Genomic DNA, 14,001 nt, shown 5'->3' on the forward strand with positions numbered 1-14,001 from the left:
TGGGAGAAAGTGCAAGAAGATAAAGGTGGGAAAGCGGATGAGAAGAATAGTCATCTGTGAAGATGTAGAAATTCAGCGCGAGATGCTGAAAGAAATTTTAACCTCATATTTCGAAGAAATTAATGAAGAAGTGATGATCCTGACCTATGATTCCGGGGAATCACTGGTTGCGGATATTGAAGAAGAGTACGTGGAAGCCGAACTGATCCTTCTGGACATCTACATGAAGAAATTGAATGGAATGGAGACCGCGAAGAAACTTCGTGATCTGAACTGCAACGCACCGATCGTGTTCCTGACCGCATCACCGGATTTTGCGGTGGAAAGCTATGACGTGCAGGCAGCAGGATATCTTTTAAAACCATTCGAAGAAGACAAATTGAAAAATCTCCTGAATCACATTTTAAAAGTAGACTTAAAGCGCAGAGTCGTAATCAAAGAACGGAGGCAGTACCGTTATCCGTATATAGACGACATCTTATATATGGAAAGCGACCGTCATTATGTGACGATACATATTGCAGACGGGACAGAGATCGTGACTGCCGAAAAGTTAAAATCTCTGGAAGAGAAGATGGACGAACCAAGGTTCCTCCACTGCCATCAGAGCTATCTGGTCAATATGGACTACATAAAAGATGTGAAAGATGATTTTATATTAAAAGACGATACGATCATCCCAATCCGTGTCCGCGGAAGACGGGAAATGATCGAGGCATATTACAATTATTTTGTGAAACATAATAAGATGTAATGAAAAAACAAAGGCAAACTTGCCGAAAGACAGGGACGCAAAGGCATAGGGGCGAAGGATTGTAATAATGGAATCTATACCAGCCGGTTGCTTCCGACATTGCACTGAGAAATATGATAAGAACAAGAAAGATGAACTGTTTGATGATTTAATATATAACAGTTCATCTTTTTTATACCAAAATATGTAAATTTTTCGTTTACAGGTTGATATTCCTTGTTACAACTGCTAAAATTATAAGGAAAGACTTTACTGCGTTAAAATATGAAATGCAGGAAATCTAAAAATAATGCATGTTAACGCAGGTGAAAGAAGGGGGACGGATGAAGATTAAAATACAGGCAGTGAGTTTCTGGAGTATCGGGGTCACGATTGTGCTGGCGTTGCTTTTTATCCTGATTTCAATTCGGGGCCGGAAAGAATTCCAGGTGATGAAATGGATGTCGTTTCTTTTAAGAGCACCATGCGTTCGAAAGGAGCTGCCAATGGCAGGTCCTCTGCATGTAAAAAGAAGAATAACAGAAAGGAGCTGAATGCTATGTTAAATGAAAATTATGTAACATTTGAGATAGGAAAAGCAAAACATATCGCACTGGTTGCCCATGACGGTAAGAAAAAGGAACTGATTGAGTGGTGTGATAAGAATAAAGAGATTTTAAAAGGACATTTCCTTTGCGGTACAGGTACAACTGCACGTCTGATCGCCGAGAAGACAGGACTTCCGGTAAAAGGATACAACAGTGGTCCACTTGGTGGAGACCAGCAGGTCGGTGCTAAGATTGTAGAAGGTCAGATCGACTTCATGATCTTCCTCTGGGACCCGTTAGAGGCGCAGCCACACGACCCGGATGTAAGAGCGTTATCCCGTATTGCCGTTCTTTACGATATCCCTACAGCTAATAATCTTGCAACAGCAGATTTCATGCTGAAGTCTGAATTTATGAATTCTACATATGAAAGAAAGGTAGAGAACTTTAATAAGACCATTCAGGACAGAGTGGAGAAGATGAAATAGAAGCCATAGAGCAGCTGCGTATTCCGTAAAAAAAGGAATCGCAGCTGTTTTTTGGCTTTTTTTATATTTCTGCAAAATAAGATTGACATACTGTAACATCTGTGCTATTCTAACACTACAAACTTTAACGCTTTAAAGCGCAACGCTTTAAAGCGGATTAGCAAAGTAACAAGTAAAAAAGAAATGAGGAAAGTAGAGGAGAAAGGTTATGGCGATGAAATTATTGATGCTGGTGATATTTTTTGCAATTATGGTATCGGTTGGCATCTATGCAAGAAAGCATGCGACAAGTGTAGACGGTTATGTGTTAGGGGGGAGATCGGTAGGCCCGTGGCTTACGGCATTTGCGTATGGTACGTCATACTTCTCTGCGGTTGTATTTGTAGGATATGCAGGACAGTTCGGATGGAAATACGGTCTTGCGTCGACATGGATCGGAATCGGAAATGCGATCATCGGAAGTCTGCTGGCATGGGTGGTACTTGGAAGACGTACCAAGGTAATGACGCAGCATCTGAATTCCAAGACAATGCCGGATTTCTTCGGTGAGAGATATGGAAGTAAGGCGCTGAAGATTACGGCTTCAGCGATCGTATTCATATTCCTGGTGCCGTATACAGCTTCTGTATACAATGGATTGTCAAGATTGTTTGGAATGGCATTTAACATTCCTTATAAATATTGCGTGATCGGTATGGCAGTATTTACAGGAATCTATGTTATCCTCGGTGGATATATGGCTACGGCGATCAATGATTTTATTCAGGGAATCATTATGCTGGGTGGCATTGTTGCAGTCATCCTGGCAGTGTTAAATGGTCAGGGCGGATTTATTCAGGCGATTAAGGCCATGGCAGAGATCCCAAGTGATGTGCCTGTGACAATGGGACAGCCGGGAGCATTTACTTCTTTCTTTGGACCGGATCCACTGAATCTTCTTGGAGTTGTCATCCTGACTTCTCTTGGAACATGGGGACTTCCACAGATGGTTGGTAAATTCTACGCAATCAAAGATGAAAAATCCATCAACACAGGAACCGTTATTTCTACATTGTTTGCAATCGTAATCTCCGGAGGATGTTACTTCCTTGGAGGATTCGGAAGACTGTTTGATGCAGCAGAATTACATGATGAAGCTGGAAACATGATTTTTGACGGAATCATTCCTCATATGTTATCAACACTTCCGGATATCCTGATCGGTATCGTAGTGGTACTGGTATTATCCGCATCCATGTCCACACTTGCGTCACTGGTTCTTACATCCAGCTCGACACTGACACTGGATTTCTTAAAGGATAACGTGATGAAAGACATGAGCGAGAAGAAACAGGTACGCACCATGCAGGTGATGGTAGTATTCTTCATTGTATTATCGGTAGTGATCGCAATGGATCCTCCGACCTTCATTGCACAGCTGATGGGTATCTCATGGGGCGCACTTGCGGGAGCATTCCTTGCACCGTTCATGTATGGTCTGTACTGGAAAGGTGTGACAAGAGCAGCTGTATGGGCAAGTTTTGCAGCTGGTGTCGGAATTACAGTTCTGAATCTGTTCTTCCACTTTATCGCATCCCCAATCAATGCGGGAGCAATTGCAATGGTTGCAGGAATGATTATTGTACCGGTTGTAAGCCTGATCACACCGAAGCTTCAGAAAGAGAAAGTAGATGAAATATTTACATGCTACGATGAAAAAGTTGTGATTACGAAAAAGCGTTCTCTGGAACAGAATTAAATATAATAATCTGAAAAATCGAACATATTAAAAAACATCAAGGGAAGTGATTAAATTTATCACTTCCCTTTTGTGTGTACATATGTTAGGATATAAAAGTATTAAAAATGAACAACGAAATTGATGATTATTATTCATGGAGAGAAAGAAATTTGTCGAAGTGATCACATTTAAAATATGGGGTAGAAAGAGAGGATATTGAATTATGAAGAATTATCAGAAATATGAGAAAAGTTATTTTATGCCGCCGGAGGTCACATACGACTGGGCGAAAAAAGATGCAGTAGAACAGCCGCCAAAGTGGTGCAGCGTTGACTTAAGAGATGGTAACCAGGCACTGATCGAGCCAATGAGCCTGGATGAAAAGCTGGAGTTCTTCCAGATGTTGGTCGACATCGGATTCAAAGAAATCGAAGTTGGTTTCCCGGCAGCTTCTGAGACAGAGTACAAGTTTATGAGAACATTGATCGAAATGGATATGATTCCGGACGATGTAACGGTACAGGTTCTGACTCAGGCAAGAGAACACATCATCAAAAGAACATTTGAAGCTGTAAAAGGTGCTCCGCACGCAGTGATCCACCTGTATAACTCAACATCTGTTGCACAGAGAGAACAGGTATTTAGAAAAGATAAAGAGCAGGTAAAACAGCTCGCAATCGACGGTGCAAAATTACTTCTGAAACTGGCCAGTGAAACAGATGGGAACTTTACATTTGAGTACAGTCCGGAAAGTTTCCATGGTACAGAAGTTGACTATGCGGTAGAAGTATGTAATGCAGTTCTGGATGTATGGCAGCCAACAGCAGACAATAAAGCGATCATCAATATCCCGACAACCGTTGAAAATGCAATGCCTCATACATTTGCGTGCCAGTTAGAGTATGTACATAAGCATCTGAAATACAGAGAGAACGTTGTACTTTCACTTCATCCGCACAATGACAGAGGATGTGGCGTTGCAACTGCAGAGCTTGGTATCCTTGCTGGTGCTGACCGTATTGAAGGTACCTTATTTGGAAATGGTGAGCGTACCGGTAATGTGGATATCATTACACTTGGTATGAATATGTATTCACAGGGCGTAGATCCTGGACTTGACTTCTCTAATATGAAGAAGATCCGTGAGACTTATGAGCGCCTGACAAGAATGCAGGTATATGACCGTCAGCCATATTCCGGAGATCTTGTATTTACTGCATTCTCTGGATCTCATCAGGATGCGATCGCCAAAGGTATGGCATGGAGAGATGAGAAGAAATGTGATAAATGGACAGTTCCATATCTGCCGATCGATCCAAAGGATGTCGGAAGAGAGTATGACTCAGACGTTATCCGTATCAACAGCCAGTCGGGTAAGGGCGGCGTAAACTATATCTTGATGCACAGCCACGGAATCAATCTTCCAAAGGCAATGCGTGAAGAGGTAGGTTACATGGTAAAAGATGTATCTGATAAAGCGCACAAAGAGCTGACACCTGACTGGGTATATCAGATCTTCACAGATCATTATATTAATACAAAGTCTATCTTCCACATTGATGAATGCCATTTCAAACAGGTAGATGGAATTACAGCAGAAGTTACAATCAACCATGCCGGAGAAAGCAAAGTGATTACTTCGAATGGAAATGGACGTCTGGATGCTGTAAGTAATGCAATCAAACAGTACTTTAACATCAGCTATGAATTATCTGTATACGAGGAACATTCGCTCACAAAGGGATCTTCTTCTAAGGCCGTAGCTTATGTAGGTATTATCTGCAAGGGCAAGATGTTCTGGGGAGTTGGAATTGATCCTGACATCATCCGTGCATCAATTGAAGCGCTGATCGTTGCTGTAAATAAGATCGAAGAGCTTGGAAGTGCAGATGCGTGTACAGATCCGAGAATGATCGAGATCATGAATTATGTGCAGGCAAATTATATCGATATTACATTAGATGATCTGGCTGAGAAGTTCTTCCTGTCAAAGCCTTATCTGTCAAAATACATTAAGGAAAAATCAGGAATGACGTTTGGGGATCTGGTGAAGAAGATCCGTATGAAGAAGGCGAAGGCTTTGCTTAAGAGCAGCAATATGACAGTTGAGAATATTGCGATGTCTGTGGGATATCAGAATGTGGAGCATTTTAACCGCCTGTTTAAGAAGGCTTATGATATGACTCCTATGCAGTTCCGTAATCAGAAATAGGGACGCAATTGCCCGGCTGCCCGGTGGGGGACGTGGATGTTCGCGAACAAGATGTAGCGTTTTTTCGGGAACGAAATATTAGAATCGAATATATTCGATGGAGAAATTCTGAAAGAATTTTCCATCTCAGATATTCTTGAGGGATGTGCTTGTGGCACATCCCTCATCTAATATTTCACTCCCGGAAAAACGAACATCTTGTAATCGCTCCATCCAATGTCCCCCACCGGGCAGCCGGGCAATTGCTGTGTATTGGCTTGCGGAAGTGGGAAAGTTTGTGGGGGAGTCATTCAGCGCTGCGCTGGAATGACGCGGAGGTTGTTGGATGAGGCGGTTGGAATGAGAGGTGGATGGATTGGTGAGATTATTGAAAATAATAAATATAATTGAAAATTTAAAAATAAATTTTATAATAAATTATAAGTAATTAAGTTGTAAAAAGAAAGAATAACGGATATAATAAAAGAAAAAGGCAGGTGAATACAATGGCATTTACAGCAAATCTTTTGCATAGCTTAATTCCGATATCTCAGTTTAATAAAGGGCAGGCGGCGAAAATATTTGACAGGCTGCGTTCGGAAAAGGAACTGATTGTATTGAAAAATAATCAACCATCGGCAGTAATTTTATCGCCGGAAGAATATTCGCGTCTGACAGAGATAGAGGAAGATTATTATTTATTACTGGAAGCAAATAGAAGATTAGAAGAAAATCAGACAAAAGTATCAATGGAATCAGTAATGGAGAACCTTGGGATAGATGAAGTTGACTTAGATGACATGGAGGATATAGAAATCGAATGATATGGGACGTGGAATTTTTAAAGGAAGCGGAAAAGGATATGAAAAAGCTCGATCATTCCATGCAGATTCAAGTGTTGAAAGGAATCAAAAAGGTGAGTCAGAATCCCTTGCCGGTGGATGAAGGCGGTTATGGGAAACCGTTGGGGAATAAAAGTGGAACGAAACTGACTAATTTGATGAAGATAAAATTTAGAAATATTGGGATCCGGGTGGTATATAAAATTGAGAGAATAGATGAAATTATGAAAATAGTAGTAGTTTCAGCACGTACGGATGATCAAGTATATAAAGAAGCAGCCAAAAGAAGGGAAAAATATGATATATAGTAAAATTAATCTATTACAGCTGACAGTGGTTAGTGCTTGAATATTGGTAAAATTATATATTCGGAAGTGTTAATAAAAGGACATGCGAAAAGTAAGAGATTTTTTCACATGTCCTTGTTGTTATTTTACTATCGTCATAATTTCTTAATTAAATCGCACGTGTATATTCCTTCAGCCATTCCCTCTCTTCATCTGTAAGATGAGGTCCGATCTTCTCATATACATCTTTATGATAGTTATTCAGCCATTCTCTTTCAGATTTTGTCATTTCCTCAGGATCGATTCCATCCAGGTCGATTGGAGCAAATGTAATGGTCTCAAAGTGCATGAACTGACCATATTTGTTCTTCTCGCCCTTTCGTACGATGAATTCATTTTCGATACGGATACCGAATTTGCCGTCTTCGTAGATACCCGGCTCATCTGTGATGACCATGCCTTCTTCTAACTGATGATGCTCGTTCTTACTTGGAACAATGTACCAGCGGAAGCCTGTCGGTGGTTCGTGTACATTTCCAAGATATCCGACACCGTGTCCGGATCCGCACTGGAAGTCGATGTTCAGATCCCAGATTGGCTGTCTTACAAGCACATCCAGGTTGTAACCGTGGCATCCATACAGGAAGTTTGCGCGTGACAGGTTCATCATGGCACGTACAACGGCTGTGAAATATTTCTTCATATCCTGGTCGATGGATCCAAGGATAAATGTACGTGTAATATCGGTAGATCCTTCGTAGTATCCGCCGCCTGTGTCATTCAGGAACATGGCGCCCTCTTTTAATACTACGTCTGTCTCTTTGGAAGGAGAGTAGTGCATCATAGCTGCATGATCGGCAAATGCGCACAGAGGTTCGAAACTGTCTCTGATATAGCCTTCCTGAGCCGCACGGAGAGAAGTAAGCTTATCTGCAGAGCTTAACTCAGTGATATCTTCTTTGTCGTAACGTGTTTTAACCCAGTACATGAATTTTGTAATGGCAATACCGTCTTTGATGTGAGCTTCTTTGATGTTCTCAAGCTCTACAGGGTTTTTCATAGCCTTCATAAGGATGGTTGGGTTTGCTGCTTCCACAACCTTACAAGGGATACTCTTATAGAGCGCATAGTTCATCTTCATCGGGTCGATGAGGCATGTCTCGGATGCATCCAGTTTCTTGATATCTTCATAGATATCGTTGTATGGATGAATCGTTACATTTACTTTAGCCAGTTCTTCGTGAATCTGGTCATTTAACTTGCTGTCATCCACATAGAGATCTACACCGTCCATTCTTACGATCGAGTAAGAAAGAAGAAGAGGGAAGAAATCGATATCGTCTCCGCGGATATTAAGAAGCCAGCCGGTATCATCCAAAGATGCGATCACATGCACCGTGGCTCCGTTCTTTTTCATAACCTCACGTACACGTTCCAGCTTATGTGCAGAACTTTCTCCGGAATATTTTTCTTCCAGGAAGAATGCAGGCTTGTCGGAAAGTGGTGGTCTGTCTTCCCAGATCTGGTCGATCAGATCTTCGGAATAATCAATCATGATGTTCTTAGGAGACAGAGCTTCCTCGAATTCCTTTCCTTCATCTACTGCAAGTACACGTCCGTCAAATGCAACTTTGCCACCTTCCGGTACATTTTCTGCAAGGTATTCTGTAACGGATGGGGTGTCATCAACGAACATCTTCATCAGACGTACCCCGCTTCCTTCCAGCTCGTTCGTTGCCTGGAAGAAGTAACGTCCATCAGTCCAAAGGCCGGCATCATCTTTTGCGATAACGGCTGTTCCATAAGAACCACTGAATCCTGTGATGAATTTTCTTGCTTTAAAATGTTCCCCTACATATTCACTCTGGTGGAAGTCTGCTGTTGGAACAACGTATGCGTCGATTCCTTTTTCAGCCATCAGAGCACGCAGTTTTGCGACTCTTTCTGATACTTTCATGTAAAAAACCTCCTTGGTAATTTAATATGTCTATATTTTAACACTAATTAGACTAAAGTACAAATATATAGATAAAATAATTTGAAAAGATAGAAAATGAGTATAGAAAAGAGAAGTGAAAATAAATATATTATCATGATTGTTTGGGATAAAACAAAATGGGAAATAGAAATGCTGATATAGGATGCCAGAAAATCTGGAATTAATTTTGCAAATCTCATAGAAAGGATGGGAATTATACGGAATATCATGTATAATAAGTAAGAAAAGCGCTTAGAATAGCAATGAGTATGAGTAGTAATGAAAAGAACTACTATAGAGAGCGGCTAAAAATATTATGATAATTGGGAGGAAGAATAACAATGTTAAAGTACATATTGATGATTCTGGGAGGAGTAATCTTCATCGCTGGATATTACTACATGAAACAGAATGAAGGACACGGAAAGCCGATGATGTTTTATTCGCTGTTTACTTATGCAGGGCTCAGCCTTGTCATTCTTATGGGAGCCAGAGTACTGGATCCGTTCTTTGACAGTCTTGGGGACTGGGGCGAGATGGTACAGCTTGGAGTACAGGTGGCATGTTTTGTGATTGGCGCGGAATTACTCTTAAAACCTGCGTTTGAAGATCAGCGGGAGATTGGTTCCAGCAGCAAGAAGAAAATAACGCCTTATGGATCACGGGATATTAATGCAAAAAATAATAAGAAAAAAAGCAGTAAAAAGAAGAAAAATAATAATAATCAGATTAAGAGAAGCTACAGCAAGGGAAATAAAAAGAGAAGATAAGATTACTGTGAAAGGTAAAGGGAAACCATGGCATTTGCAAAAAATGATGTGGTTTTCTTTTTTTGCATAGAAGACTTCGTCTGCAGGACTTGTCGCTGAATAGTTCCTTGTGGATGCTTTAGTAACCACATAGTGAGCAAAAAAAGAAGACCTGCAAAATGCAAGCCTTCTTTTATGTAAGGTATTTAATTCGTAGTTATTTACCCTCAACCATCTGGTCGAACTTCTTAGTAAATGCAAGCATGATAACACCGCAGGCAATGATGATGATTGTAACGGCACCATAAGCTTTGATGAAATCGAAGTTTTCGAGCCAGTTATAAAGTGGTCCATAAGCTTTACCAGAGAAGAAGATGATCAGTGGCCATACACCAAGCATAGTTCCAAGAAGTTTCTTTGGAGCATATTTGCTGATGAATGAGTTTCCAAGTGGTGAGAAGATAACTTCTCCGACTGTCATACATACAGCAGCCAGGATGATTACCCAGATACCAACTGGTTTCTCTCCGCTCTGTCCGCAAAGAACTGCTGCAAGTACCATGGAAGCTGTACAAAGACCAAGTACAATAATTCCGATAGCTGTTTTTGTGAACATTCCCCAGTCACCCTGTGGACGCTGTCTCATCTTAGCCCAAATTCCTGCGAATACAGGACAAAGGATGATACAAAGAAGTCCGTTCATTGAGTCAAACCAAGCTGTAGGCATTTCGAAGGAACCGATGTTCCAGTTAGCCCATCCAAGTCCGGCTTCTGATACTGGACCGAATTCATAGTAAACAGGCATGTAAGCCATGTACCAGATCAGCCAGAAGATACCAGAGAAGAGTGTTACGATGCAGATAGCGATAACACGGTTTTTCTCAAGCTTGGTAAGAGGAGCGTTGTCTTTCTCTTTATCGGCTTTGTCAACATTTTCTGTACGGTTGTCAACAAGGAATGGTTTCTTTCCGGCTTCGCCGAATGATTTCATTCCAATAATCCACCATACACAGTCGATGAACAGGAAGATTCCACAAACAAGGAACATTGCACGGTATCCAGCGTTCTTACCAACCAGTGAAAGGAAAGTAGTTCCGCAGAATGAACCGATGTTAACGAACATGTACTGTAAGTTGAATACAGTGTCCAGTTCGTCCTGATCAGCTAATGGGAAGAGACGTCCGTTGATACCAGAAACGTTTCCTTTGAAGAAACCAGTTCCGATAGAAACAAGAATGATCATTGCCCAAAGCATTCCGACTCCGTTAGCTTTCCAGGCACACAGATATCCGAGACCCATCATGATCTCACCTACAGGTACGAGAATACGAGGACTAATCCAACGGTCAGCGATATATCCACCGATAATAGGTGTGATATAAGTGAACGCTACCAGGTTAGAACTCATTGCAGCACCTACGGATTTGTCAAGTCCAAGACCACCGTTTGCTGCACTGGCTGCGATGAAAATCGTAAGCCCCCATTTAGCAGCGTAGTATGCAAGTCTTTCAAAAGAGAAAGTCAGACAGCACACATAGAAACCAAATGGTAATTTTTTCTTAGTGTTCTCCATGAGATTCACCCTCCAATATGAAATTTTTCTTTGGTTTTAACAATACGAGGAAAATCCCCTCTTATGATTAAAACTCTCAACGCAGTTAATCTTATCACAAACTAGACTAAAGTACAACTAATTGTTTAAGAAAAAGTTAAGGTTTTTCATACTTTCTTTTGATGTTGTGTGTTGAAATGTTACAAATGAGAAAGTAAAAATGGAAACAAATGGGTAATAATAGATAAAAAGAATAATTGAGATAGTAAATAAGTAGAATTGTTTATAGATAATTAATAAACAAAAGCGGAATATTTCTTGAATAATCAACTATATGAGGATATAATAAATTCAATGTTTTGTAAAGGGGAAAATATGATATGGCAAATTATTATCGTGTGGCATATAAAGAGTCACAAAATACACTGCGGCAGATCTGCGAACTGTTTCAGGTAGACAGCAGTGATATAACAATAAAATTCGTGATGACAGTTCTGGGGCCTCTGGTTTTGTATTTCGTATGCAGCTATGGAAATCCGGGAAATGGAACTACAGGAGGAATGGTACTATTTTTGTTGAAATATGTCTTAATATGGATATTAGCATTCATAGTAGCGGTGGTACTAAATAGAACCATCTGGAGAAAAGCGTTGAATGCAAGTGCGACGGGACAGGCAGAAGAACAGTTTGAAAGAAGATGCAGATTAAATGGTGGTCCGGTTAATTCTGAAATACGCTTTACAAATGATCATTTTGAAAGCGTAACAGAAAAGAAAACCAAATCCTTTTCGTACGAACAGGTAACAAAGATACTGGAAACGAAGGAAGCGCTTGGAGTTGTGATCAAATCTGATATGGAGACAAAGGGGTCGGCGAGAGCAATGATAGGTTTTCCAAAAGATGCATTGGAAGGCGGACAAGTGGAAGAACTGAAAAACTTTCTGCTGGAAAGATGTACGAATATGCGGAGAAAGACTGTGAAAAAATTTTAGATATATTTTGAAACAATATAATAAAGAATGAAGACAGAGAAACAAAGTGGTTATCTTTTTAATTGATGATTTGAAAGATGACCGCTTTGTTTTTTTAGTCGGGAAATTCCGTCCTCATGTCCCATGAAGCCGAGGAAACAGTAAAAAAAGCCGGGAAATCCCGCTTCCATGGCTTGCATGGTCCGGCAGAAAAAAATCATGGATACAAAATCAAAACAAGGTGTGGTATAATATACCGAGAAAATGAATATTTAAAAGTCAACTTTTTGGGGGATAAAAGTTAACTTTTGAAAAGTGGAAAATACTCCTACTTATAATAGAAGAGAAAAGTTGACAAGTATTTAACAAAAAACAATAAAACTATTGCAACAATGTAACAAAGACAGTATAATATAATTGGAAAAAATTTGGTTTTACTTTTTGAATAAAAAACGAAAACCCAATTTAAAATAATGAAAATGGAGGGCTAGACTATGGGCAACATGGCAGCAGACAATGCAGCAAGTAATAGAATCAACAGTTTACTTGATGCCGGCAGTTTTGTTGAGATTGGTGGAGCAGTAACTGCCAGAACAACTGATTTCAACATGCAGGAAAAAGAAACTCCAGCTGATGGTGTTATCACCGGATACGGAGTGATCGATGGAAATCTGGTGTATGTATACAGCCAGGACGCAACTGTATTAAACGGTGCAATCGGTGAGATGCATGCAAAGAAGATTTCTAACATCTACGATATGGCAATGAAGATGGGAGCACCAGTAATCGGACTGGTAGACTGTGCCGGATTCAGACTTCAGGAAGCTACAGATGCTTTAGAGGCATTTGGAAAGCTTTACCAGAAACAGTCTATGGCTTCTGGCGTGATTCCACAGATCACAGCAATCTTTGGAACATGCGGCGGCGGACTTTCTATCGTACCTGCACTTACTGATTTTACATTTATGGAGACTAAGAACGCAAAACTGTTCACAAATACTCCAAATGCAATCCCGGGAAATGATATTTCAAAATGCGATACATCCTGTGCGAAATTCCAGAGTGAGATAACAGGTCTTGTTGACGGAATCGGAACAGAAGAAGAGGTTATTGCTGATATCCGTTCTCTTGTATGCATGTTACCATGCAACAATGAAGAAGATGTTTCTTATGAAGAATGCACTGATGATCTGAACCGTGCTTGTGCAGATCTTGAAAATGCGAAAGAAGATACAGCACTTGCTCTTACAATGATCTCTGATGATAACATTTTCTTTGAAGTGAAAAAAGCATATGCAAAAGATATGGTGACAGGATTCATCAAACTGAATGGAATGACAGTTGGTGCAGTTGCGAACCGTTCTAAAGTATATAACGAAGAAGCAGAAGTGGAAGCAGAATTTGATGGTTCTCTTTCAGCTGACGGAGCAGAAAAAGCAGCAGAGTTTGTTGAGTTCTGCGACGCATTTAACATCCCTGTACTGACACTTACAAATGTAAGCGGATTTACAGCAAGTGAATATGATGAAAAACGTATCGCAAAATCAGCTGCAAAACTTACTTATGCATTCGCTAATGCAACAGTACCAAAGGTAAATGTTGTAATCGGTAAAGCATTCGGAAGTGCTTATGTAACAATGAACAGCAAAGCTACAGGAGCAGACATGGTATATGCATGGCCTACAGCTGAGATCGGAATGATGGATGCTAACCAGGCAGCAAAGATCATGTATGCAGATGCTGATGCAGCAACTATCAGAGAAAAAGCAGCAGAGTACAAGAATCTGCAGTCAAGCCCATTATCAGCAGCTAAGAGAGGATATGTGGATACAATCATCGAAGCGGCAGATACAAGAAAATATGTGATCGGTGCATTTGAAATGTTATTCACAAAAAGAGAGGATCGTCCGGTGAAAAAGCACGGCACGGTTTAGAGAGGTGA

General features: G+C 40.5%; 12 protein-coding genes and 1 riboswitch. Of the genes, 10 read left to right on the top strand and 2 right to left on the bottom strand.

All coding sequences use genetic code 11. The features are described 5' to 3' along the window. The first annotated feature begins 37 nt into the window (after positions 1-37). The 7 genes from ACWJAF_RS02040 (at position 38) to ACWJAF_RS02070 (ending at position 6,830) form a co-directional block, all read left to right on the top strand. Positions 38-754, top strand: coding sequence for a LytR/AlgR family response regulator transcription factor (locus ACWJAF_RS02040; RefSeq protein WP_448861879.1), 717 nt, complete (start codon positions 38-40; stop codon positions 752-754). 2 nt (positions 755-756) lie between these two features. Next, positions 757-849, top strand: a riboswitch (cyclic di-GMP riboswitch). 228 nt (positions 850-1,077) lie between these two features. Beyond that, positions 1,078-1,287, top strand: coding sequence for a hypothetical protein (locus ACWJAF_RS02045; RefSeq protein ID WP_448861881.1), 210 nt, complete (start codon positions 1,078-1,080; stop codon positions 1,285-1,287). A 5-nt stretch (positions 1,288-1,292) separates the two neighbouring features. Continuing rightward, positions 1,293-1,769, top strand: a complete 477-nt coding sequence (locus ACWJAF_RS02050) for a methylglyoxal synthase (RefSeq protein ID WP_296030060.1) — start codon at positions 1,293-1,295, stop codon at positions 1,767-1,769. Positions 1,770-1,977: 208 nt separating this feature from the next. Continuing rightward, positions 1,978-3,507 (top strand): sodium:solute symporter family transporter, encoded by a 1,530-nt coding sequence (locus ACWJAF_RS02055; protein WP_448861883.1) that lies wholly within the window; start codon positions 1,978-1,980, stop codon positions 3,505-3,507. A gap of 205 nt (positions 3,508-3,712) precedes the next feature. After that, entirely contained in the window at positions 3,713-5,701 is a 1,989-nt protein-coding gene (locus ACWJAF_RS02060) for a 2-isopropylmalate synthase (RefSeq protein ID WP_448861885.1), read from the top strand. A 485-nt stretch (positions 5,702-6,186) separates the two neighbouring features. Then, on the top strand, positions 6,187-6,504 hold the full coding sequence (locus tag ACWJAF_RS02065) for a type II toxin-antitoxin system Phd/YefM family antitoxin (RefSeq protein ID WP_448861886.1): 318 nt from the start codon (positions 6,187-6,189) through the stop codon (positions 6,502-6,504). Positions 6,505-6,512: 8 nt separating this feature from the next. Beyond that, positions 6,513-6,830 carry a type II toxin-antitoxin system RelE family toxin gene (locus ACWJAF_RS02070; RefSeq protein ID WP_448861887.1) on the top strand — a complete coding sequence of 106 codons (318 nt, stop codon included), beginning with the start codon at positions 6,513-6,515 and terminating at the stop codon, positions 6,828-6,830. Between the two features lie 148 nt (positions 6,831-6,978). Here the strand turns inward: ACWJAF_RS02070 and ACWJAF_RS02075 are convergent, their stop codons facing one another. Then, positions 6,979-8,766, bottom strand: coding sequence for an aminopeptidase P family N-terminal domain-containing protein (locus ACWJAF_RS02075; RefSeq protein WP_448861889.1), 1,788 nt, complete (start codon positions 8,764-8,766; stop codon positions 6,979-6,981). 362 nt (positions 8,767-9,128) lie between these two features. Between ACWJAF_RS02075 and ACWJAF_RS02080 the strand changes: the two genes are divergently transcribed. Next, on the top strand, positions 9,129-9,557 hold the full coding sequence (locus ACWJAF_RS02080) for a hypothetical protein (RefSeq protein WP_448861890.1): 429 nt from the start codon (positions 9,129-9,131) through the stop codon (positions 9,555-9,557). Between the two features lie 196 nt (positions 9,558-9,753). Here the strand turns inward: ACWJAF_RS02080 and ACWJAF_RS02085 are convergent, their stop codons facing one another. Beyond that, positions 9,754-11,109 carry a peptide MFS transporter gene (locus ACWJAF_RS02085; RefSeq protein WP_448861892.1) on the bottom strand — a complete coding sequence of 452 codons (1,356 nt, stop codon included), beginning with the start codon at positions 11,107-11,109 and terminating at the stop codon, positions 9,754-9,756. A gap of 359 nt (positions 11,110-11,468) precedes the next feature. Here ACWJAF_RS02085 and ACWJAF_RS02090 point away from each other — a divergent pair, with 359 nt between their 5' ends. Together ACWJAF_RS02090 and ACWJAF_RS02095 are read left to right on the top strand one after the other, a co-directional pair. Next, complete coding sequence (locus ACWJAF_RS02090; protein ID WP_296030043.1) at positions 11,469-12,080, top strand: YcxB family protein; 612 nt, start codon at positions 11,469-11,471, stop codon at positions 12,078-12,080. A gap of 473 nt (positions 12,081-12,553) precedes the next feature. Further along, positions 12,554-13,993 (top strand): acyl-CoA carboxylase subunit beta, encoded by a 1,440-nt coding sequence (locus tag ACWJAF_RS02095; protein WP_296091548.1) that lies wholly within the window; start codon positions 12,554-12,556, stop codon positions 13,991-13,993. Positions 13,994-14,001: the final 8 nt, after the last annotated feature.

It is taken from the genome of Dorea sp., assembly GCF_977044405.1.